Annotated in this window: 16 protein-coding genes and 1 tRNA gene; 4 read left to right on the top strand and 13 right to left on the bottom strand. The window is 62.1% G+C overall.

What is annotated here, in order from left to right; translation table 11 throughout:
- Positions 1-42: 42 nt before the first annotated feature.
- Genes RDU24_RS04525 through RDU24_RS04510 form a run of 4 tightly spaced genes read right to left on the bottom strand, consistent with a single transcriptional unit; the run spans position 43 to position 7,877 of the window.
- On the bottom strand, positions 43-1,056 hold the full coding sequence (locus RDU24_RS04525; RefSeq protein ID WP_308734546.1) for an HD domain-containing phosphohydrolase: 1,014 nt from the start codon (positions 1,054-1,056) through the stop codon (positions 43-45).
- A gap of 25 nt (positions 1,057-1,081) precedes the next feature.
- Positions 1,082-2,230 carry an HD domain-containing phosphohydrolase gene (locus RDU24_RS04520; RefSeq protein WP_308734545.1) on the bottom strand — a complete coding sequence of 383 codons (1,149 nt, stop codon included), beginning with the start codon at positions 2,228-2,230 and terminating at the stop codon, positions 1,082-1,084.
- Positions 2,227-3,441 (bottom strand): response regulator, encoded by a 1,215-nt coding sequence (locus RDU24_RS04515; RefSeq protein WP_308734544.1) that lies wholly within the window; start codon positions 3,439-3,441, stop codon positions 2,227-2,229. The genes RDU24_RS04520 and RDU24_RS04515 overlap by 4 nt, the downstream gene beginning before the upstream one ends.
- Positions 3,438-7,877, bottom strand: a complete 4,440-nt coding sequence (locus tag RDU24_RS04510) for a PAS domain S-box protein (RefSeq protein ID WP_308734543.1) — start codon at positions 7,875-7,877, stop codon at positions 3,438-3,440. The genes RDU24_RS04515 and RDU24_RS04510 overlap by 4 nt, the downstream gene beginning before the upstream one ends.
- Positions 7,878-8,968: 1,091 nt before the next feature.
- On the opposite strand from RDU24_RS04510, the gene RDU24_RS04505 reads away from it, so the two are divergent.
- Entirely contained in the window at positions 8,969-10,930 is a 1,962-nt protein-coding gene (locus RDU24_RS04505; protein ID WP_308734542.1) for a sensor domain-containing diguanylate cyclase, read from the top strand.
- 338 nt (positions 10,931-11,268) lie between these two features.
- Here RDU24_RS04505 and RDU24_RS04500 read toward each other — a convergent pair whose 3' ends face one another.
- The 6 genes from RDU24_RS04500 to RDU24_RS04475 form a co-directional block, all read right to left on the bottom strand.
- Positions 11,269-11,943, bottom strand: a complete 675-nt coding sequence (locus RDU24_RS04500) for a response regulator transcription factor (protein WP_308734541.1) — start codon at positions 11,941-11,943, stop codon at positions 11,269-11,271.
- Positions 11,933-13,090, bottom strand: a complete 1,158-nt coding sequence (locus RDU24_RS04495; protein ID WP_308734540.1) for a sensor histidine kinase — start codon at positions 13,088-13,090, stop codon at positions 11,933-11,935. Before RDU24_RS04495 ends, RDU24_RS04500 begins: the two co-directional genes overlap by 11 nt.
- A gap of 130 nt (positions 13,091-13,220) precedes the next feature.
- Positions 13,221-14,861 carry a glutamate synthase-related protein gene (locus RDU24_RS04490; protein ID WP_308734539.1) on the bottom strand — a complete coding sequence of 547 codons (1,641 nt, stop codon included), beginning with the start codon at positions 14,859-14,861 and terminating at the stop codon, positions 13,221-13,223.
- Between the two features lie 128 nt (positions 14,862-14,989).
- Entirely contained in the window at positions 14,990-15,184 is a 195-nt protein-coding gene (locus RDU24_RS04485) for a hypothetical protein (RefSeq protein WP_308734538.1), read from the bottom strand.
- An 809-nt stretch (positions 15,185-15,993) separates the two neighbouring features.
- Positions 15,994-16,069 (bottom strand) — tRNA-Ala (locus tag RDU24_RS04480).
- 88 nt (positions 16,070-16,157) lie between these two features.
- Entirely contained in the window at positions 16,158-16,850 is a 693-nt protein-coding gene (locus RDU24_RS04475; RefSeq protein WP_308734537.1) for a hypothetical protein, read from the bottom strand.
- A gap of 105 nt (positions 16,851-16,955) precedes the next feature.
- On the opposite strand from RDU24_RS04475, the gene RDU24_RS04470 reads away from it, so the two are divergent.
- The gene (locus tag RDU24_RS04470; protein ID WP_308734536.1) at positions 16,956-17,267 is read left to right on the top strand and encodes a hypothetical protein; all 312 of its coding nucleotides are present in this window, start codon (positions 16,956-16,958) and stop codon (positions 17,265-17,267) included.
- Positions 17,268-17,385: 118 nt separating this feature from the next.
- Positions 17,386-20,022: a TIGR03960 family B12-binding radical SAM protein gene (locus RDU24_RS04465; protein ID WP_308734535.1), complete on the top strand. Its 2,637-nt coding sequence runs from the start codon at positions 17,386-17,388 to the stop codon at positions 20,020-20,022.
- 12 nt (positions 20,023-20,034) lie between these two features.
- On the opposite strand, the gene RDU24_RS04460 is transcribed toward RDU24_RS04465, so the two are convergent.
- The gene (locus RDU24_RS04460) at positions 20,035-21,129 is read right to left on the bottom strand and encodes a polysaccharide deacetylase family protein (RefSeq protein ID WP_308734534.1); all 1,095 of its coding nucleotides are present in this window, start codon (positions 21,127-21,129) and stop codon (positions 20,035-20,037) included.
- 159 nt (positions 21,130-21,288) lie between these two features.
- Between RDU24_RS04460 and RDU24_RS04455 the strand changes: the two genes are divergently transcribed.
- On the top strand, positions 21,289-21,753 hold the full coding sequence (locus tag RDU24_RS04455; protein ID WP_308734533.1) for a bacteriohemerythrin: 465 nt from the start codon (positions 21,289-21,291) through the stop codon (positions 21,751-21,753).
- On the opposite strand, the gene RDU24_RS04450 is transcribed toward RDU24_RS04455, so the two are convergent.
- Positions 21,750-22,430 (bottom strand): PilZ domain-containing protein, encoded by a 681-nt coding sequence (locus tag RDU24_RS04450; protein WP_308734532.1) that lies wholly within the window; start codon positions 22,428-22,430, stop codon positions 21,750-21,752. The two genes, RDU24_RS04455 and RDU24_RS04450, sit on opposite strands and share 4 nt — an antisense overlap.
- A 152-nt stretch (positions 22,431-22,582) precedes the next feature.
- On the bottom strand, positions 22,583-23,269 hold the full coding sequence (locus tag RDU24_RS04445) for a PilZ domain-containing protein (protein ID WP_308734531.1): 687 nt from the start codon (positions 23,267-23,269) through the stop codon (positions 22,583-22,585).
- Positions 23,270-23,341 lie beyond the last annotated feature (72 nt).

Below are 23,341 nucleotides of genomic sequence, written 5' to 3'. Positions count from 1 at the left end.
CGCCGGAGCAAAGGCCCGCTGGCGCGGGGCCGCCCACCTCGCTCAAAGGGCACCCGGGGCCGTCGGGAACACAAACCCGCCGACACGGAAGAGCCGCAGGCAAATCTGCACGCAGGGCTCGTCATAACTGACGCCGCTGCCCATTTCCAGTTCGCGCAGAGCGGCCTCAATGCCCAGGCTTGGCCGGTAGGGCCGGTGCGAACACATGGCGTCCACCACGTCGGCCACGGCGATGATGCGCGCGCCCTGCACTATCTCCGACCCGACCAGGCCCTGCGGATAGCCGGAGCCGTCCATGCGCTCGTGGTGCTGGCGGATGATGGTGGCCACGGGCCAGTCCTCGCCCAGATTCTTCAGGATGCCGTAGCCCACCTCGGGGTGCATCTTGATGACCGAGAACTCCTCCTCGCGCAGGATGCCGGGGCGGTTCAGGAAGTCCGCCGGCACATAGACCTTGCCGATATCGTGCAGCAGGGCGGCGATGCGCAGGATGTCCAGGTCATCCGCGCCAAGGCCCAGCTCGCGCGCGATGGCCAGGGTCAAGGCCGTGACCCGGGTTTGGTGGCCCGCCAGGTACGGGTCGCGCGCCTCCACCAGTGCGGAGAAGCCTTGCACGATGCCTTCCAGAAGGTGCTTGAAGCGCTTGAGCGAGTAGTTCTCGCGCTGGGCCTCCACAAGGCTGCGCTGCCTCAGGGCGTCGGCCAGGGCTTGGCCCAGGGTCTCTGGCGGGCAGGGCTTGTTCAGAAAACGGAAGATGAAGCCCTGGTTCACCGCGTCCATGGCGTTCTTCAGGTCGGCGAACCCGGTGAGCAGGATGCGCACCGTGTCGGGGTACAGCGCCGCGGCCTTGGACAAGAACTCGATGCCGTCCATGCCGGGCATCTTCAGGTCCGAGACAAGCACCGCGAAGGGTTCGCTTGAGGCCATGAGCTCCATGGCCTTCTCGCCGCCCTGGGCCACCACTACGTCATAGGTTGCTGAGAACTGCCGGCGCAAGGACTCCAGCAGGTTCGGGTCATCGTCCACCATGAGCACGCGGGCCTTGGTCTGGGGCATTCTCGTCTCCTTTGCTCCCGGCCGCTCAGAGCGGCTGGATCACGGCAACAGGCTGGTTGATCTTGATGGTCCGCGAATTGTCCAGGATGAATTCGATGACCGTCTCGTTCAGCTCCCGGCCCTTGGCCATGAGCAGCATGGTCTCCGAACCGCGCTGGCCGATGAGGTCCTCGGCCAGGATCATGCCGGGAGCCAAGGCCAGCAGGTGCACCTTCTGCATGGCGTAGCGCGCGTGTTCGTTGACCACTTCGGCCAGGGCAGCCAGCACCTTGGGGTCGTACACGCCCTTGCGCCGGTCCAGCTTGGTGATGGTGTCCGCCTTGCTCATGCCGTTGGCCAGGAGGATGTCGAAATCCACCACGGCCTTCAGGATGCGCGCGCCAAGCGGGATGGCCTCGCCCTGGGCGGCGTCCTTGGGCACGCCTCCCCCCTCGTAGTGCTTTTCCTGGCAGGCCACTATCTCCGCCACCCGGTTCATGCGCGGGATCTTGCCAACCAGCTTGGCCCCGAAGGCCGGATGCCCCAGGAACTGGTTCAGCTCGGAGTCGGTCAGGGGCTGGCCCTTTTCCACCTTGCGGATGAGCGCATCGGGCAGGGTGATGAAGCCCACCACCGAGAGCATGGCGGCGGTCTCCGTCTCCCAGGGGCGCGGGTCGCCCATAAGCTTGCTGACGCCGCGCAGGAACGGCAGGATGCGCGAGACACGTCCGAAGACATCGGGCTTGACCAGGGAGATGAGGTCGCAGAGCACGGCCACGCTGCCCCTCAGGGTCTGCTCCAGCAATTCCTTTTCAGCGGTGACGAGATCGTGGTGGCGGAAGGCGTCGGCCAGCACCTTTTCGAGGGTTTCCGGCGGGCAGGGCTTGGTCAACAGGCGGAATATGTTGCTCTCGTTCACCGCCTGGATGGCGATCTCAAGGTCGGCGTGTCCGGTCAGCAGCACGCGCACCGTGTCCGGACTGCCGTGGCGGATGACCCGCAGCATGTCCACCCCGTTCATCACGGGCATGTTGTAGTCGGAGATGACCACGGCGAAAGGTCCCTGGCGCGCGGCGGCCTCGATGCCGGCCTTCGGCCCCGCGGCGGTGACGACCTCGGCCTTCTTGTGCAGCTGCCTGCGGAAGCTCTCCAGCAGGTTCACGTCGTCATCGACGAACAGCAACTTCCTGTTCATGTTCCCTCCTCGCTGAGGTCCAGAGCCACTACGGCGTCCCGCCACCGCGCGAGCTTGTCCGGGCCGCCGATGGCCGCCAGACGCCCGGGAATTATCTGGGGCCGGGCATAATGCTTGTTGAAGACGAAAATGTCGTGGTCCAGCAGGTTGGCGAAACAGGTCACGTCGGCTGGGCAGAACCCCTCCGGCTCCGGGTCCTCCGAGTGGTGCATGGCCACCGCGTGCACAACGCTTGAAGGCAGGCCCCAAAGCCCCAGCAGGTACGCGCCGACCTGGGCGTGGGTCAGCCCCAGCAGCTCGGCCTCCACCTCGGCCACACAGCGGTTGTTCTCGCGCACCTCGCGGTAGATATCCTGGCATTCCGACGCGCAGTGGGCGTCCAGCAGAAGCTTGCCCACATCGTGCAGCAGGGTGGCGATGTAGGCGCTGTCGGCATCCTCCCTGGACATGCCCTCCATCTGGGCGATGCACCGGGCGATGCTGGCGGTGCGCATGCAGTGCGACCAGAGCTTGGACAAGGAAAAAGACCTCTCCTCCGTGGTCTCGAAGCTCTTGAACACATGCAGGGAGAGGATGACCGAGCGGATGACATTGACCCCGAGGACGATGACCGCCTGCTGGGGCGAGGAGATCTGCCGCGCCAGGCCGAAATAGGCCGAGTTCACGAGCTTCAGGATGTTGGCGGTGAGGCCCACGTCCTCGGCCACGATCTCGCCCACGACCTTGGGCGAGGGGTCGCCCTTGGCCAGCTCGTCGGTGATGCGGACGTAGGCCCTGGGCAGCACGGGCAGGTGCTCGATGCGGGCGATCTTGTCCAGCACGGCCTTGTTGGTGACGAAACGCCGGGCGTTCATGGCCTCTTCCAGCGCCTGGACGAGCTTCTTCTCGTCGCAGGGCTTGGTGAGGTACTGGTGCGTAGGGGCGATGCTGCGCCCGACCATCTCATGGTCGGAGTAGCCGGAGAGCGCGAAGCGCACCACTTCAGGGTGCTCATGCATGATCCGCCGCAACAGCTCCGGGCCGTCCATGCCGGGCATGCGCATGTCCGAGACGACGGCGTCCATGGGCACCCGCGACATGATCTCCAGGGCCTCCTGCCCGCTGGCGGCGAAGTGCATGTCCCACTTCTCGCGCATGGGCCGCAGCATGCGCCGCAGCCCTTGCAGGATGTTCGGCTCATCGTCGACGAAGAGAATGTTCCGCTTCATCATCCTTGCCCTTCGTCCTTTCGTTCCAGCGGCAGACGCACCACGAAGGTGGTCCCCACGCCGAGTTCGGTTTCAAAAAACATCTGGCCGTGGTGCTTCTCGACCACAATGGAGCGCGAGATGGTGAGCCCCTGGCCGGTGCCCTTGCCCACCTCCTTGGTGGTGAAGAACGGATCGAAGATCTTGGCCTGCACGGCGAGGGGAATGCCCGTGCCCGTATCCGAGACGCGTATCTCGGCCCAGGGCGGGGCGAGCTTCGTGCGCAGGGTGATGAGCCCCTTGCGTTCGGGATCGGCCTTGATGGCGTCGGCAATGGCGTGGGCCGCGTTGACGATGAGGTTCAGCACCACCTGGTTGATCTCGCCGATCATGCAGACCACCGGCGGCAGGCTGTCGTCCAGCTCGGGGGCCAGCTCGGCCACATACTTCCACTCGTTGCGCGACACAATCACCGTGCTGCGCATTGCCTCGTTCAGGTCAGCCGGAGCCATGACCGCCGCGCCCGGGTGGGCGAACTGCTTCACCGAGCGCACGATGGTGCTGATGCGCTCCACGCCCTCCAGGGTCTGGGCGATGGCGCTTGGAACCTCGGTCTCCAGGTAGTCGATGTCGCGCTCGGCCATGAGCGCCGCAAGGGCCTGCATGTCCGCCAGGGTCGGCGGGGTCTCCGTGGACGCCCGCACCAGCTCCCTGGCCTTGTCGCAAATGGCGAGCATGTCCTCGAAGGCGCCCTTGACGAACTGCACGTTGTTGCCAACGTATTGCGCGGGCGTGTTGATCTCATGCGCGATGCCCGCGGCCAGCTGGCCGATGGCCTCCAGCTTCTGCGACTGGAGGAGCTGCGACTCCAGCCCCTTGCGTTCCGTGGTGTCGGTGACCACCGCGTAGGTGCCCAGGACATTGCCGTCCTCGTCCAGGGTCTTGGAGGAGGAGACCAGGGTGTACACATGGCGGCCGGTGGAGTGGTTCCAGACGATCTCCTCGGCGTGCCGGGTCTCCGTGTCCGAAGTCAACAGGGCGGACAGGCGCGCCAGGCTCTCTGCGGCCACGTACTCCTCTGGCCGTCGGCCCAGCAGCGTGGCCCTGGGCCAGCCGAGCATCTTGGCGAACTGTTCGTTCAGGTAGGCCAGGATCCCGCCCTGGCGTACCATGAGCAGCCCCTCGTGCAGGGCCTCGATCAGCGTTCTGTAGCGCGTCTCGTTGCGGCTGAGGCGACGTTCGGCGCGCTTCCTGGCCGTGATGTCCAGGTGCGTGAGCACGGCGCCGCGGGCGCCCTTGCCGCCAGGAGTGGCCTCCAGCAGGTACCAGTGCAGGGCCGGTCCGGAGCGGGAGGGGAACTCCAGGCGGTACAGGTCGGCCTGCCCGGAAAGCACCGAGCCGATGCCCTTCTTGATGGCGGAGGCGTACTCGTCACCCTGTTCCGCAGCCTGGCTTAAGTAGTCCAGGTAATTGTCGCCCACGGTCAGGCTTCCGGCCACGGTGGGGCCGCTCTTGGCCCCATTCTTCAGCCAGGCCTGGTTGACCAGGGTGATGGCGCCCTTCTTGTCGAGCACGCACAGGAAGGCCGAGAGGGCGTTCAGGATGGACGTGACGAGGCTGGCGCTCTCACGCAGGGCTTCGCGGGTGCTCTGGCGCAACATGACGTTCGAGAACAGGGGCGCGAACTGGAGCAGAAGCTGGGGGTCTGGGGACGGCGACTCGGCGGTGATCGAGTCGGCCACCAGGAACAACCCCTGGAGCTTCCCCTGGATGGACATGGGGATGAGGGTCAGGCTGGATATCCCGGCTTCGACCAGAAGCCGCTTCTCCTTGCTCGCCGCCGGGGGCAAATGCGCCACGTCGCGGATGGGCAGCCACTCGCTGGTCATGGCGCGCTCAAGAAGCCAGGGAGCCTTCATGCGGCCCAGGCGCTTCATGGAGCTGGGCAGCGGCTGCAGCCCGTCGGCCGCCCATTGATACGCCAGCTCCAAACGGTTGAACGGGGCAACATAATGATAGATGGCCGCGCGCCGCATGCCGACGAACCCGCAGATCTCCGACAGGGTCTCCGCCAGGGCTACGGGAACATGCGGCCCGGTGGCGTTGACCAGGCGCGTGGAGATGCCGGACAGCAGCCGTTCCTGGGCCATGCGCCGCTGGGCTTCGGCCTCCGCCTGCAGGCGCTTGGCGATGTTGCGACCGCTGCTCACCAGCACCCTGCGCCCCTGGTAGTCCTGCGCCTGGCAGAGCATCTCCAGGGGAATTGCGAACCCGTCCTTGCGCCGCAAAGTGGTCTGGAAGATTTCCGGAGCTTCGCGCAGGGCGTTCACAAACCGCCCGGCCATGGCCACCCTGTCCTCCGCCGAGGTAAAATCCAGAAGGTTTGCGCCGACCATGCCCTCGGTGGCGAGGTTGAGCCAGATGCCCGCGTTGGTGTTGACGTCCAGGATCAGCCCGTTCTCGTCGTGGATGATGATGGCCTCGGCCGCGTTGTCGAAGAACTCCAGGAACTCGCGTTCGGACTGGGCCAGCCGCGAATGCGAGATATGGCCCTCAAGCGCCCGCTCAAGCTGGCGCGCCATGCTGGTGAACAGCTCTTCCTCGTCCGCCATGAAGGGCCGGGGGGCCGTCAGGTTGCATGGTCCGGCATGGCAGACGGTCAAGCTTCCCCGCTCCTGTCCAAAGGGGGCAAGGAGCTGCGTCATGCACTCGCAGCCTTCCTGGTAATTACTGCTGCGGCAGGCCTGGCCGTCAAAGACGATCTCCACCTCCGTGCCGTCCTGGTCGCGCCATCCCCCCTGAAGCGCGCTCACCGCATGGTCCAGCATCTCCAGCTCGCTGTCCCAGCGCTTGCCCAGCACCTCGGACAAGCCATACAGCGCCGTGATCTGGCGCACCTTGGCCTGTTGCTCGGCCGCGGCCTTGGCCAGGGCCAGCTCCGCCTGCCGCCGGCTTTCCACCTGCGTCGTCAGGGTCTTGTTCATGCGCTCGAAGCTCAAGGCACGCTCCTCGAGCGTATCCGTGCGCTCCCGAACGGTCCGCTCCAGGGACTCGTTGAGCTCGCGCAGGGCCTGCTCGGCCTCCCGCGCCCGGGTGACGTCTCCGCCCACCAGTTGGTAGGCATCCAACTGGCCGGCATCGTCGAAGATGCCCCGACAGGTCCAGACGTACCACACACGCTGGCCGGAGGGCGTGACGGCCTGCTGCTCAATGCTCATTACCGGGGCATCTACGGTGACCATGGCCAGCAGTTCCCCGATGGACCGCTGTTTGCCGTCGTACAGGAACAGGCCCGCTCCGTCGGCCAGCGGCACAGAGCTGCCTTCAAATATGCGCATGTAAGCCTTGTTGGCAAAGAGGATCGAGCCGTCGGGCTTGAAACGGCAAATCAGCTCGCCCTGATCCTCCACCACGGCTCGGTAGAGGGCGGCGCTCTCGGTAAGGGCCTGCTGGTAAAGCTCGCGCTCGCGCACCTCGCTCTTGAGGCGGCGGTTGGCCTCCTCGAGCGCGCTGGTCCGCATCTGGACCTCAGATTGCAAAACTTGGTTGGACTTGCTCAGGAGCTCCTGCGCCTTGCGGAGCTCCGTCACATCCTGAAGGACCAGCACGGCGCCTTCGAATCTCCCGCTCATGTCCAGGCTTGGCGAAATCGTCACCCTGATGTCGCAGACGGTCCCGCCTTCTCCGAGCCGATGTTCAAGGGTCACTCTGGCGTCGTCGCCCCGGAGCACACGCATGAGCGGTTCTTCCAGCCAGGGGAACAGCTCCTTCGCCGCCCGCCCGCGATAGGTTGCGCCGTCAGCGGACCCGCTGGCCTGAGGCGTCCCGGCGGGGGAACAGGCGCCGCCGAAGCCAGACACCTTCTGGAGCCAGTCGGTTGCCGCCGCATTGATGTTTTGAACGAGCCCGTCCTTGCCGATGTAGACCACCGGTGCGGCCAGGCTCTTGAATACGGTCAGGTAGCGGTTCTTTTCGTTGACGATGAGCCTGTTGGCTTCGCGCAGCTCCCCGTGCTGCACGGTTTCCGAGATGGCGCACCATTCCGAGGCGATGCCCACCTCCACGCGATCGAAAAAACGCTCCACGAAAGGCCGGGTCAGGGGCCGCTCGTCGACCGGGTCGGCTTCATCCGTGAGGTCCAGGTAAGCCTGGCGGTAGTACTTGAGCAGGCCGAGGAACATGGACAGGCTGATGCCCCTGGCCCTGTGCAGGCGCGCCTCCTGGACCGCGAAGACCGACGCCGGATCCTCGGAAAAGGTGTCGTCCGGCCCGAACTCCAGACCCGCTTGAGAGCCGGGCAATGCGTTCAGCAGCGCGCCGGAGAGTCCGCGGATGGACAGGCGCCAAGGCTCGGCTTGGGTGGATGTGTACTTTGTGTATCCCTGCCTCAGGGCGTAGGACAGCACGCGCTCCATAAGCCAATCTTCGCTGGCGGCGATAATGCGGGCGAACTCCTGCATGGGCAGCTCCCGGAATGGATGCGATATCTCCAGAATAACGAGAACATACACATTAAAACGGGGAAGGGGCAACCGATTTTTCGAATGACGGGCACAAATGGCCATGTGTTGATGGGCGCGGGGAGTGCGCAGGAGGTGCCGCGGCGGCAGGCGGAGAGAAAATGACAAGAAACGGGCTGCGGCATTTCTGCTGCAACCAGTTGTTTTCTTGATGGAAACGAGTTGGATTGAACCCCTGGCCTATGCGTTGCGAAGGCGCTGACCACAGCACATGCTTCGAATCCATAATACATTTTTAGGCCTTGGGCATTCCGCATGCTGCTGTCATTGGAGTTCACACACCTCAAGCGTGCCGCGGTTCGTGATGACCTCTGCATAGCGCGACCCTTTCTCCTGCCGCCAGAAATGAAGGATCTGTCAAACGAAACAAGGGGCAAGCGTTAAGCCCTGTGCCTAAAGTGAGCCATGCGCGAACTGGGATCGAATCCGGTGGCCTCGCAGGCCAAGTGGGATAGCCCTGTAGCGCGTTCACGCCGCATCATCAGACCTGTAAAAGCACTAACGAGACGCATGCAAGAATCCGAGCCTCATTTGCGGCGATTGAGCGGCTGGACGGCATGTGATGGAGATGGGAATACACCACAGGTGGGGCTGTCCAGGGCTGGAACGATGAACAACATGCAACCTGTCACGTTGATTTGCAAATTTGGAATAGCCTGGTGAGCGCAGAAGAATGGCTCTGACGACATATACAGCCGAATTCCAGGAGGCCACATTCAGGAATTGTGCGATCAGAGGAAATGCCACCCCTTACCCGCGGGGTGCTCAGCTGAGTGCTCAGCTGATGGCTGGACACAAAAACGTGTGAGACTTTGGATCAATGTTTGTTGAGCTAATTGAAGTAAAGTGTTAATGTTTTAAATCTTGATATGTTCCGAGGCCTATCAGCGCAGGACAGGCAAAAGGCTACCCCCCCCAATGGCCTGGGTGTTCAGAGCCAACCGCGTGCTACAGTGTGTTCAGCTTCCGTCGCAAGAATATTCGCGGGCACTTTAGATTCCGGCATGCAAGGCTAAGCGGAGACCACAACTGTGTTTTCTAAATATAAATTAACATTGAAGAACGAATTCTTCTTCATTGAGCTGGCAAGCTCGATGATGATGTCTGCAGTATTTATAGCAATACTATCTACAAGCATATATATGCTGGGCATGAACGAAGCGCGTCAAAAGATCATTAGCTCTAACTTTAGAATTTCAACATACACTGAGGCCACTCTAGAAGGTCTTATTGTTACAGCAAAAATACTGGCGGACGATTCAGATGTTGCAAACTTCATAAATCACAACAAAACGATGGAGAAAACCGTACTAAATCGATACAGATCAATAACAAATGCAAATTCAAATATTAAGTATTGCTACTCTGGGTACACTAATGGCGATCTGCTGATCAACGACTATACGCCGGTCGCAAATTATGACCCTAGGACACGACCGTGGTATACTTCTGCGATGAAAAAGTTCCCAGACCTGTCCGTAGGTATCCCATACCGCGAAATTCAAACAGGAGAATGGCTTCTATCGATATCCAAGACACTCGTCGATGCTCATTCCAATATTTCGGGTGTCATTTCACTTGACTGTTCGCTCGAGTACGCAAACAGCCTGCTGAATTCCGCAAAATACTACGATTCTCAAGCAAATTTTGTGGTGGACAGCAAGGGCACAATCTTGGTGCATCAGAACGAGGAATATATACAAAAGGATATGGACACGATTGTCCCTGGTTTAAGCAAATTACTTACAGAAAATTCTGGATACATTGAATACACACTATCTGGAAGAAACCGGATGGCAGTCTACAAAAAATTGAAGTCAACGGACTGGACCATCGTCTCTGCAATAGACAGCTCCGAAATAACAACACCAATACGCGTAAAACTTTCCCTGTTCGTGCTTTTTTTAATCCTGATGGCGATAGCCTTGGGGTTGGCACAGGTCAAAATATACGAGAAACGGTTTGTCGGTCCCTTGACTTCGCTTGGCAAGCGCATTGCCGACATTACAGATGGCAAGCACTCTCCCATGCCGACAAGTAGATTCTCAAACCACGAGATTGCTACAATAGCCAGAAAAATCGAAGAAATGACGGAGACGTCCTTAAGCAAAAAGGCTTACGAGCTGAAATTAATATTGGAATCGACAAGCGATGGCATCATTGTGCTGGATGTCAACTCTAAAATCATACACTACAACACTCAATTCTTGAAAGTATGGAATCTGGATCCCCATCTCGAACAGAGTACAATAAGAGAATTTGTGCTGTCCGGCATGGTCGGATCTGTTTCCCCCGAGTCTGAGCACCTACTGAATATGCATGAGCTTTGCTCAGGCGAAGGATGCAGACTGGACTTGATCCATTTGAAAAACGGCTCTGTACTGGAGCAATATTCCTGTCCCTTGGTGGACGCAGGAAATATTTCTGGAAGGCTTTGGAGCTACAGAGATATTACGGATAAGATGATCGCAGAAAAGACATTGACCCAGCTTGCGACAACCGACAGCCTGACCGGATTGCGTAACAGAAGATACTTCATGGACCAAGCGGAATCCGAGATCAACCAGGCAAAACGCAACTGTCTCCCGCTATCCCTAATCCTCCTCGATATCGACTACTTTAAAAGCATTAATGATACATACGGACATGCTGCCGGTGACCGGGCATTACAGTTTCTTGCAGATTCCTTGACCAGCATGTTGAGGACAACTGACACCATTGGCCGCATTGGCGGTGAAGAATTTGGAATTCTTGCCCCAAACACAAATTCGGCATCAGCCTTTCGCCTTGCCGAGAAAATTCGCCTTTTTTTTGAAGACAACTTTTTCTGGGTGGATGGAAATGCGCTGCGTTTAACTGTAAGTGTCGGCGTCACCACCTGCGACAACGGAGCGCATAGTATTGATATACTTATGCGTTGCGCAGATGAGGCGTGCTATCTTGCTAAATCCAAAGGCCGCAATGTCACGGTTGTGCAGAACCACCTCACCTAGGTGCTTTGCTTCTGAAATCACACCAGGGGATTGGGTACAAGGAAAAGGCTGCACAGAACCGTTTCGGCCAACATGACAGCTCGGCCTGTGCCGTCCATACCGACCATAAGGTGGCAGGAGCAACCGTTGATCCCTTCTTCGGCGGAAGAGGTCCTTCCGTCTTCGGTGGCAGGAATCTACCAGCTTGTAACCATATTTGCCGTGCCGGTGCGTGGTCATCAGGAGACAAATCGCCACCAGGCAACAAGAATGCTTTGTTGCGAGCCTGTGCGGACTGCAAGGCGGGGGGGCACTGTCAATGCCGCGAGCTTGGCGCGGAAAGCCCGCATGATTCGTCATTACTCTTGTGTGTCCAGGTCGATGAGACCCATGCGCGCCGCGTAGCGCACCAGGGCCACGGGGCTTTTGATGCCGAGTTTTTGCAGGATGTTGGTGCGGTGGTTCTCCACGGTTTTACGGGAGATGAACAGCCGCTCGGCGATGGCTGCCGGGGCCTGTCCCTCGGCCAAGAGCCGCAGCACCTGCTGTTCCCGTCGTGAGAGCTTGCCGTAGGAAGCGTCAGCCATGCGCGTTTCCGAGTTGGTGCGCAAGAGCAACTCGCTGAGCACCCTGGGTGAGAGGGAGCCGTCAAGGTACTGCTTGCCTGCCAACACAGCATCCAAGGCCTGCAGGAGTTGGTCTCGACTGGAGTCCTTGGCTAGGTAGGCCGAGACACCAGCCTGGAAGGCCGTGGCTATGAATTCGACCTTGGAGTGCATGCTGAGCATGAGCACCCTGCTCTCCGGGGCGTAAGTCAGGATGTCGCGCGCTAGGTCAATGCCGTTGCCGTCAGGCAGGGAGATGTCCACGATGACGAGATCAGGCTGGAGGCTTCTTGCCAGGGCCAAGCCCTCGGCACAGGTCCCGGCCTCGGCGACGATGTCATAGGCTGGGTTGGCCCGGACAATGGTCTTCACACCATCACGGAACATCGGGTGATCGTCGATGACCAGAATCTTGTGTTTATGCACCATTGTTCATGTTCTCCAGGGGGATTTCAATGTGGATGCGCATGCCTCGGCCTGGGCGTGAGCGCAGGGTGATGTGCCCGCCAAGGAGCCTGGCCCGCTCGCGCATGCCCCATATGCCCATCTTCTTGCTCTGATAGAACTCGTCCAGGCGGTGCTCAAGGTCAACCCCCTGCCCGTTGTCCTCAATGCGTACGATAACGCTCGGGTAAGAGCGGATGATCCGCACTGTGGCACAGCTGGCCTGGGCGTGCTTGCGAACGTTCGTCAGGGACTCTTGGACCAGCCGGTAGATGTTGATCTGGGTCTCGAAGCCGAGGTGCACACCCTCCATGCCATCGGCGAAAAAGTCCACTGCAAGCCCGCTGCGGTTGGCGAAGTCCGTGCAGTAGCGCCTAAGGGTCCGCACGAGGCCCAGGTCTTCCAGGCCCGGGGGAAGCAGGTCGTAGGCCAAGTTGCGAATGGACGAGATGGCCCCGGAGAGCCTTTCAGTGAGTTCAGCCAAACGGTTCTGCATGGGAAGGCCAGGCGCCGGTGGATGCTCCATGAGTTCTCCCAGGTCGAGCTTGAGCGCGGCGAGGTCCTGGGCCAGATGGTCGTGCAGTTCCGTGGCGATGCGCAGGCGTTCATTCTCCTGAGCCTTGATGAGTTCGCGTGAGAGAACTCGCATGTGGGCCTCGCTGCGGTTGGCCTGCACCAAGCGGCCCAGCTTGTGGGCCACGGCGTCAATCAGGTTGCGCTCCTCTCGCAGGAACGGCCCCTCATCACTCTCCGGGCGTTCTTCCAGATAGCGCACCTCGATTTCCCCAAGGTGTTCCCCTTGGATGTTGATGGGGCTTGATTGGCTCCAGGGGCTATTGCGATAGTTTCGGGTGGTGCAGTCGTGGGCTTCGATGCGGATGCGGGCGCAAGTAATTTCTGGGTACTGCCAGGAGGCGCAGACCAACTCTCCAACCTGCCTGACCAACTCCTCCATTGGCAGTTCCCTGTTTTGCGCCAGGTGCGAAATGCCATAGAGACAATTCAGCTCTTTTACACGCTCGCGCAGGGCGCGTTCGACTCGCTCATGCTCTCTGGCAAGGGCGTCGGTGTGCGCCTCTTTGTGTCGGAACCGTTTGAGTTCCTCGATGAGTTGGGACTTGGTTCTGCGCATGTCGTGCATAAACTCCGCCTGATGCCTGATCCATATCGGGATACGTTCAGACACTAGCATGCCCGACGTGCCGAGCCAAGCTTGGGGGAGGCCCCTTCCCACTCACCAAAAGGAAGGGGCCTCTTTCGGATCAGGACTCCAGGATCTTCCTGGCAGTCTCATCCTGCACAGTGGTAATGAAGGGAATGCCCGTCTCGAACTCGGTCTCGCGGTTGGCTGAGGCGATGTCGTTGCGGCACAGTTCGGACAGGGAGAACCTGCGCGCTCCGGCCAGGAGTTGCTGCAGCCCGGCGGCGAGCTTGTCGGCCAACGTGCAGAAGGCGATTGCCCCGAAGGGAATGTTCTTGATCTCCTTGGCGCCAACCTTCTTTTTGACGTCTTCGTAGCAGGCGAAGATCTGCTCGGGGGATTTTCCGAGGTCGCTGATGGCCTTGGGCATGATGTCCCAGTTGCCGAAGACCTGAGCCTTGCGCTCGGGATGGAGCACGCCCTCAATGTTGGCCCCCAGGAAACCGGGGATCATGATGGCGCGGCCCATGCAGATAAGCTTGGTGAAGGGCGCACCCAGGGCCATGGCCTTGAATATGTGGTCCTCGCGTGCGAAGCCGCCGGCAAGGGAGATGTCCACCACCTTGCGGCCACGTGCCGCCAGCAGTGCCGCGTATTCGCGGGTCTTGGCGTGCAGCAGGATGCTCGGCACGCCCCAGGTCTCCATCATGTTCCAAGGACTCATGCCCGTGCCGCCGCCGGAGCCGTCGATGGTCAACAGGTCGAGGTTGGCGTCACTGGCATACTTGATGGACATGGCCAGGGCTTCCATGCCGTAGGAGCCGGTCTTGAGCGAGATGCGCTTGTAGCCCAGCTTGCGCAGGTAGGCCACGGACTGCATGAAGCTCTCGCGGACCTGGGCCTCGGAGGTGAGATCGGTGTAGCCAAGGCGGCTGTGGCGGGCAAAGCTCTTGATGGCGCCACTGTGGAAGGCGTGCTGGACCTTGGGATCCTCCGGATCCGGGTCAACCAGGTAGCCGCGTCCCTTCAGGAACAGGGCGTAGTCCAGGTTGTCCACCTCGATCTCGCCGCCGATGTTCTTTGCGCCCTGGCCCCACTTCAACTCCAGGCAGACCTTGTCGCCGTACTTGTTGATGACATATTCGGCCACGCCGTTGCGGGTGTCCTCCACGTTCATTTGCACGATGATGGCGCCATACCCGTCGTGATAGCGCAGGTAGGTCTCCACGCGGCGGTCCAGTTCAGGAGCCTTGGTGATCTTCTTCGCGGTGAGCTTGGATTGGCGGTCCACACCGACGACATTCTCGCCGACTACAACGGGGATGCCCGCCAGGGATCCGCCGATGGCGAAGGAGTCCCAATACTTGGCTGCGATGAAGGTGGAACCCAATGCGCCCGTCATGAGGGGGAGACGGCATTTGACCGGATCCTCATTGCCGAAGCTCGTCTCCAGGTTGACCTTGGTGAACAGGCAGTTGTCCGGAGAGGTGGACATGTTCTGGGCCATGCCATCTGCGCCGTAGTTGTAGCCTTGGATGCGCAGGGCATTGTAGCTTACGCCGACATGGCAGGTGTTGTTGCTGCCCGCAGTGACGGTGCCGAAATCGCGGGGGTAGAGCAGGCTGCGGCCCTTGAGGCTGGAGAGCCAGGTTTCGCACTTGCCGGAGCAGTCGGCGCGGCACAGGGTGCACAGGCCGGATTCACAAGGGTTGCCCCGGTTAACAGTGTTCAGAACGTCGTTGTTTTTGGACCACTGAGACATACTTCCTCCCGTTACAATGATACCGTCAGATAATCTTGCCCTTGCCCTTGGCACGTGCTCCTGTGATTAACCGAGCAATGCCCCCCTATGTAGTGCACCGCTAGTGCTCTTCATCACTCATATTGCGTTCAGGAAAAGCCTCGCTTGTTCTCTCCAATGACCCTTCTCGTTGTAAGCTCCGTTGAGAGTTTGGAGACCTTTTCCTCAAGGGCCTTCACCTTGCTGCGCAATGTGCGCAGTTCATTGTCTACCTGCTCGCTTTTGGCTCGCTCGGCCTTTTCCGCATGGAACTGCTTCTGCGCGTACTCAGCATCGCGTGACATATTGCCCCCCTCCAAGTGCCGCATCCTCGCCAATCAGCAGAGGGAAGATGCAACCGTATCGTTAGGTGAGATTCCCATGATGGTGTCGTGTATGCGTGGAGTCCTGTCGGGTAAATAGGGGTATGCACTGATTTGTTGCGGAGAATGGATGGCGCACATTGGGAGTATGTCCCGAACATGGGGGAAAGCCCCAAATTTCGATGGTCTTCGAGTTGACAGGCCGTAAGGGCAAGGGCGCAACATCCATTGAGGGACGTCGACTCCTGGTGGGGAAGCCAGTGGGTAGCGAGTCTCGCGGTTGACACTTCTCCAAGGCCTGACCCAGGCGGTGGGCTTCGGCCCTGGCCCTTGACAGCCATCTGCCTTCGGAATTTAACATCGAGGGTTTCCAGGGCAAAGATCTCACTGAATACTAACTCCGCGTGGTCCACGGAGAAGACGTGGTTGAGCTGTCCACCGGAATCTGGCCCATTCAAAGTGACCTGCCCCCCTAAACCTGGGCCTTGAGGTCGTCCTTGTCGTCCGACAAGCCTGTCGAAAAGCAAGGAGCCATCAGGAAGACAATGGACCAGCGCCAGAAGTTAACCCGCAAAGGGTTCTTCACCCCGGATTATGGACAAGGCTGTGCTAGATTGAAGGATAAAAGCGGTCACCATTGCGCACGAAGCAGTAGGAGTAAGCTCCTCTTGGGATAAAGCGTGGTCGCTCATGCTTGGTCATTCGGCACATATGCATTTTGCACCGGTAGCAATAAGGTAGCAAAACGAAAAAATGGTTTACAGCATTTTGCCGTAAACCATTGTTTTCTTTGGTGGAGACGAGGGGGATTGAACCCCTGGCCTATGCGTTGCGAACGCATCGCTCTCCCAGCTGAGCTACGTCCCCGAAGCCGTCCCGTTGCCGGGCGCGGAAAAGTCGTTTAGCGCGTTTCCTTCCGGCGGACAAGACTTTTTTAGGCCGCCCGACACAGGAATCATTGCTTCGGCAGACGCAAGACAAGGTGCGGCGCGGGCTGGTCCGGCTTCTCGATATGCCAGCGGTACGCCCCGCCGGGGCCGCTGGGCGACTTGTCGGCGTTGCTTTCCAGCACCTGGATGCCTTCGGCAAGCTTGATGCTCACGTCGCCCACGGACTTGATCCCCAGGGCCTCCGCGTTGCGCCCCACCACGGCGTCCTTGAGCCGCACGCTCAGGGTGCCGCCCGGACCTTGCGCGTAGGACAAGGGTGACTCGCGCTCCATAAATATAATCTCCCCGCCGGAGATGGTTCCCTTGCCGGAGATCGCGAAGCGCACGCGCCCCCCCCCGATGTCCACCAGGTCATGCACGCGCGGGTCCTTGCGCGCCTGGGCCAGGTCCTTGGCGAAGGAAGTCGCCGACTCGTTCTGCGCCTTGTTGGGCTCCTCGGACTTGTGGCCGCCCCCCTTGGCTTCGCCAGCCTTGGTCTTGCCGGCCTTGGCCTCATACTGCGCGCGCCGCAGGGCGAAGACCGTCTCCGAGTGCGAGGCCGAGCCCTCCGCAAAATACTTGTAGCTGCCATCGACCTCGATGCGCACCCGCACCATGTAGTGCTCCAAAGTCCAGCAGCCCTGCAGAAGCAGCGGCAACAGCAACACCAGCGCCAGCGTGGCCAGGCGAAGCGGAACGTGCGTTTTCAGGCGATACATGCCTCCACCCTACCCTTGGTCGCGGGTTCCTGGCAAGGGCGCATCCCTTGACAGGGCAGGCCCGAGCCCCTACCTTCCGCCTCACCAAAACCAAGGAGTCATTCCATGCCCTACGATATCCGGCTCGTGAAGCTCATCAACGGCGAATCCGTCATCGGCAAGTGGAGCGCGGACGGCAAGACCATCACCGACCCTGCCGTGCTTCAGACCGTCCCCAGCCAGCAGGGCGTGCAGATGATGCTGCTTCCCTTCGGCTACCCCTTTGAGCAGGAGATCACCGGCGAAATCTCCACGGCCCACGTGCTCTACGAGTACAAGAAAGCCCCGGAGGAGCTGAAGACCAAGTACCTGGAGGCCGCGAGCAGCCTGACGCTCTCCGCTCCCGGCGGCGGCAGCATCTCCAGCCTGCTCAAATAGGTTCGGCACACCAGCCTGAACGCTTCTCGTCCATGACCGGGGCGGTGGGCCAAACGGTCCTGCCGCCCCGTTTCCTGTTTCCAGAAACACAGCATCCAAAAAAGCCCAAGGAGCCCGCGTGAAGGAACTCTTGCCTCTGCTGCCCCGTCCCAGCCGCTACCTCGGCAACGAGTGGGGCACCGTGCGCAAGGACCCGGCGAGCCTTCGCGTTCGCGCGGCCCTGGCCTTCCCGGACCTCTACGAGGTCGGCATGAGCTACCTGGGCCAGAAGATCCTGACCCAGGCTGTGAACGAGCGCGAAGGCATGCAGGCCGAACGCGTGTACGCCCCCTGCCAGGAGACGGCCGCCATCCTGCGCGAGCACAACGCCAAGCTCGCCACCATGGAGACCGACACGCCGCTCACGCAGATGGACGCGGTGGCCTTCAGCCTGACCCACGAGCTCTGCTACACCAACATCCTGTACATGCTCGACCTGGCGCAGATTCCGCTGCGCGCGGCCGAAAGGCTCGCTGCCAAGGAGGACGGCGGAGACTGGCCGCTCATCATGGCCGGGGGCGGAGCCTGCTTCGACCCCGAGCCCATCGCCGAGTACATGGACCTGCTTGTGCTGGGCGACGGCGAGGTGGCGCTGCCGGAGATTCTGGAAGCCGTGGCAGCCGCCCGCCAGGCCGGAACCCCCAAGGCCGAGCTGCTGCGCCAGCTCACCGCCCTGCCCGGCGTCTACGTGCCGAGCCTGTTCGCGTGGGACGGCCCGGACCAGCCGCTGCGCCCGCTGCTGCCCGGCTACGAGCGCGTGCGAAAGGCCCTGGTGCCCGACATCGCCGACGCGCCCTTCCCCACCTCCCCGGCAGTGCCCTTCGGCCAGGCCATCCACGACCGCTACACCCTGGAGCTGGCGCGCGGCTGCACCCGCGGCTGCCGCTTCTGCCACGCGGGCATGGTCTACCGCCCGGTGCGCGAGAAGAGCCCGGAGCGCCTGGACGTCCAGCTTGTGGAGGCCATCAGCGCCACGGGCTTCGAGGAAGTGTCCATGCTCTCGCTGTCCACGGGTGACTACTCCGCCCTGGAGGCGCTGTTCGAAACCACCTTCTCGCGCTGCGCCGCCGAGCAGGTCACCATCTCCCTGCCGAGCCTGCGCGTTGGCTCCCTGTCCGAGCGCATCATGGGCCGCATGGCCAGCATCCGCCGCACCGGCGTCACCCTCGCGCCCGAGGCGGGCAGCCAGCGCCTGCGCGACGTCATCAACAAGGGCGTCACCGAAGAGGCGCTCATCGAGCACGTGCGCACCCTGTTCGAGCACGGCTGGCAGCAGGTGAAGCTCTATTTCATGATCGGCCTGCCCACCGAAACCGACGAGGACCTGGACGCCATCGCCGACCTCTGCGTCAAGGTGCGCGATGCCGCCGGACGCCACGTGAAGCGCCTGCAGGTCACGGCGGCGGTGTCGCCCTTCGTGCCCAAGACGCACACCCCGTTCCAGTGGGCCGGGCAGATCGGCATGGACGAGATCCGCCGCCGCGTCTACCGCATCAAGGACGCGCTCAGGCCGCACAAGCGCATCACGCTGAAGTTCCACCAGCCGGAGATGAGCTACCTTGAGGGCGTGTTCTCGCGCGGCGACCGCCGCCTCGGCCCGGTCATCGAGAGCGCCTACCGCAAGGGCGCGCTGTTCTCCAGCTGGCGCGACCACCTGCGGCTTGAGCCGTACCTAGAGGCGCTGGCCGAGCACGGCCTGACGCCCGAGGAATACCAGGCCCCGCGCGACCCGGGCGCGCCCCTGCCCTGGGACCACCTGGACTGCGGCGTGTCCAAGGACTTTCTGCGCACCGAGCTTGGGCGCGCCCTGGCCGGAAAGCTCACCGAGGACTGCCGCTACGGGGCCTGCCGCAACTGCGGCGTGTGCGGGCACGAGGGCCGCGTGTCGCGCCTGGCGGGACAGGGCGGGGGCGACGACATCCGCCCGCGCCTGGTCTTTGCCCGTCGCGACCAGGAAGAGGCCGCGAGCCTGGCCTCGGAAACCCCGGCGGAACAGGCCGAGCGCAAGGCCGCGGCTGCCGCGGAAACGGCGAGCCTCGTGGCCGAGGACGCCGAGCGCAAGCTCGACCTGTCTGAGCGCCAGGCCCAGTACCGCATCTGGTACGAGAAGCTGAACGAGGCCGCGTACCTGAGCCAGCTCGAGTTGCAGAGCATCCTCGAACGGGCGCTGCGCCGCGCGCGTTTCCCCCTGTCCTTCAGCGCGGGCTTCCACCCCATGCCGCGCATCTCCTTTGGCCGCGCCCTGCCCGTGGGCGTGGAGAGCATGGCCGAGTGGTTCACCCTGACCCTGCGCGAGAAGCTGGCGCCGGAATTCGTGCTGGACACCCTGGCCGCGCAGATGCCCGACGGGCTCATGCCCATCCGCATCGAGCCCATGGGCGTGACGGAGCGCAGCAAGCAGCCCGTGCGCGAGCGCTTCCTGGTGCGCTACACCGGCGAGTCCGAGGACGTGTCGCGCTGGCTGGGCCACTGGGCCGAGCTGCTGCGGAAGGACACCTGCGTGGTGGAGCGCAAGAGCAAGAACGGCCCCAAGCCCACCGACGTGCGCAAGCTGCTGGCCGAGGCCGTGCTGGAAGGCCAGAACGGCGTGCGCCTGACCTTTGACTGGTCGAACGAGTACATGAGCCCGGTGAACCTGGTGCGCGCCGTGAACGAGCCCATCTCACCGCTCGCCGCGCACCTGATCAAGGTCGGGCAGGAGTTCCCGGCCGGGTAGACCGCTCCGGCCTCAGGGCACCGGCACCGTGGTGAAGGGCCGGGTGCGATCGGGCTTGAGCGTGCCCTTGCCCGGGAAGAGCGCGTCGTACTGCAGGTTGTCGCCCGGTTCGCTGAAATACCCTTCCGCCACCGTTTCCACCGGCCCCAGCCGCAAAAGCTCACTCACCGTCACCAGCTCGAAACCGCGCTTGCGCAGTCCCTTCAGCACCCGGGGCAGGACCGCGAAGGTCTTCTCCGGCACGGCGTTGGCGTGCATGAGCACGATGGAGCCGGACCGGATGAGCGAAAGACCGGTGCGCGCGATGCTCGCCGGGGAGTGCACTTCCTCGTCGCGCTCCCCCTCAACATCCCACTGGATGGCCGGGTACCCGGACCGCGCCAGTTCCTCCAGCGCCAGCGCCGAGCTGCGGCCATAGGGCAGGCGCATGAAGGGCAGGGCCTTCGGCACCAGGGCCATCTGGGCGCCTAAAGCCCTGGCCTCGGCCCGGCGGCCGAGCTCCTGGCGCAGCAGCGCGTACTGGACCTGGGTCGGCTCCATCTGCGCGCGGATCTGCGCCTGGTCCATGAGCGCCAGGTTGCCGTGGGTCCAGGTGTGGCTGCCCAGCTCAAAGCGCGGGTCGGCCATGAGCTGCATGGCCTTTTCCGGGTGCGAGCGCATCCACTTGCCCCCCGCGAAGAAGGTGGCCTTGTGCCCCCCGGCCCGCAGCAGGTTGATGATGCGGTTGTCGTACCCGGCCACGTTGTTGGCGCGCTCGCAGAGGTCGAAGGTCAGGGCCACCACCTTGCGGCCGCCTCCCGGGCCATCGGGGCTCACCCTCACCCGGCGGATGACCCCGCGCAGTTCCGGCCGCACCGGCGGCAGGGCCAGCTGGTCCATCTGTTCCGGCGGCAGCGTGGGCGGCGGGGTGGTGTCCGGGGCCGTCACCGCGCCGATGCTCCGGTCGGCCTCGGTCCCGGCCAATTGGGCGGACGTCCAGAGGCCGTGCAGCAGCGCGGCGGAGCCGAAACTTGCGGCAGGTTCCGCCGCCGCGGCGGGAGTTGCGGCCAGCGCTCCCCAGAGGAGCAGGGACAGGACACACTTCAGGGCAAGGGCGGGTGTTTTCATTTGGCAAAGCTCCTGGGTGGTGCGGGGCCTGAGGCGCTCCACCTTCTCAGGAACAGCCAGTCAAGGCAACGGCAAAGGCCGCTTGCGGCTTGTCAGCACGCTGAGAGTGTTGCATTACACTCTCACGACCGCTTGCAACCGCACGGAAGGAGGGGACAGATGGACACGCCAGTGAACCTGTGGAAACCGGAGTACCTGCTCGATGTCGACGTCATCGACGAGCAGCACAAAGGCTTCTTCGACCTTTGCCTCAACTCGGCCACGCTCTGCGAGTCAGCTCGAAACAAGCCCATCAAGCTGGCGGACGTCATTCATCTGATCTACGACATGCGCGCTTACGCGTTCAAGCATTTCCACACTGAGGAGACCCTGCTGCTCAAGTACGGGTATCCCCGGATATACGGACACATGAGCCAGCACGACCTTTTCCTGCGCAGCCTGCAGCAGTTCACCGCGGAGCTGCACGTGGAGCTGGCCAAGGCCGACAAGGCCGGGCAGGAAGGCTTCCTGGCCTGCGCCACCCACATCAACGAGTATCTCGCCACCTGGTGGGGCGAGCACATTCTGACCGCCGACCAGGACTACGCCCAGTTCCTGCGCGAGCGCAAAGGAAAGCCAGCCTAAGCCATGCACGCGCCAGACTGCGATCCAAGATAGCGGGCCGCCAACTCGCGCAACTGGCCGGAGCGAATGCTCAGGAATCGCAGACCCATGCCGTTTCGGCGCGCACGCGTGCCGTTCGTCCTGCGCCAGCGGATGCCCGCCAGCACCGGCGTGGGGTCGTCCATCTCCGCGATCCGAAGCAGCACCTGGTTGCCGTCACCGATGTCGCCATTGCAGCTGACGAAGCCGCCGCAGTCAGAGAGATCAAGGATGCTCGCCTGCAAAGGCGTAGAGAAGTCGCCGTCCGCTCCAGAGGCCATGACCCCATGCAGCAGCACCGGAACGCGCCCGCTGTGGCGCACCTCACGCGGGAGGAAAGCCTCGACCTTCGTCGAAAACCCGTCCGGGTCGTCCAGGTAGACCATCTCCCGGTCCAGGCCCCGGCGCAGCACGCGCAGCACCGGAAACACGTCGGCCAGTTGGAAGAGCTGTTCACGCTCCGGTCCGGACGACCGCATGACCTTGTCCACCTCAAGCACGAGGCCGCTGGAAAGCTCTTGTTGCAATTGCTCCAACAGGCGGGCCGAAGAAGGCGCATAGATTGGCGTCAGCCCCAGCCGCCGCATGTCCTGGTCGTAGTCCCAGGGTTTGTCGGTCAGAACGAACACGTTCCTTCCCTGGCTCGTCTCATTCCCCATGGCGTCCTCCTCTCATCCCCTGACGATTCAAAATACGTCATAGCAGATTTCGTGATAAAAGGAAGCGAGGACGCCTGAAATGACAGCTCTGGCACTTAAAACTAATGCCAGGAGAATCCGGTGGGTTGCGCCTATTGATCGAAAAAAACGCTTCAGGAGACTGTTTTCAGCAGAATATCGTCCTCTGGAGGCGCGATGAAGCGGGTCACCAGCTCGTCCAACTGGCCGGGGCGCATGTCGACAAACAGCAGCCCAAGGCCCGGCAGGACGTGCGCAGCGCCCCACGGCTTGCGCCAGCGGATGTGGGCCACGATGGGAGTGGGGTCGGAAAGCTCAAGGATGCGCACGCGCAACAGCTCGTGCCCGGCAAAATCGTGGGTGCTGTAAACAAAACCGCCGCTTGCAGAGAGGTCCAGCAGATTGGTGCGATACCCATTTGCCAGAGCCAAGTCGTCCTCCAGAGCCAGAAGCGCGTTCAGGCGCACCGGCACGCGGGCGTGGCTGCGCACCCGGCGCGGGCTGAACCCCTTGACGTTGGCGGCGAAGCAGGAGGGGTCGTCCAGATAGGACAGAGCGCTCTCCTCGCCCTTGCGCATGGTTCTGAGCAGCGGGAAGGAGCCCACGAGCTTGAGCAGGTGATCACGCTCCACCCGATGAGCGTGCATGACGCGGTCGACCTCCAGCACGAAACCGCAGGCCGGAACTTCCTGCAAGCGGTCAAGCAGGCCAGACACCTTGTTGGCGAAATGCGGTTTGAGGCCAAGGCGGCCCAGGTCCCGACTGTAGTCATCGGGCCGCTCCGTAAGCACCAAGACGGCCCGGCTGTTGTCTCCGCCCATCATATCCTCCCGCTTTAATCTGCGATCAGCCTGCACCGTAGCACGACACAGGGACGGGCGGGAACAAAAAAC

The organism is Humidesulfovibrio sp. (genome assembly GCF_031082295.1).
Classification (GTDB): Bacteria; Desulfobacterota; Desulfovibrionia; order Desulfovibrionales; family Desulfovibrionaceae; genus Humidesulfovibrio.
Note: the sequence above shows the minus strand (reverse complement) of the source record. Positions and strands in the feature narration are given on the sequence as shown.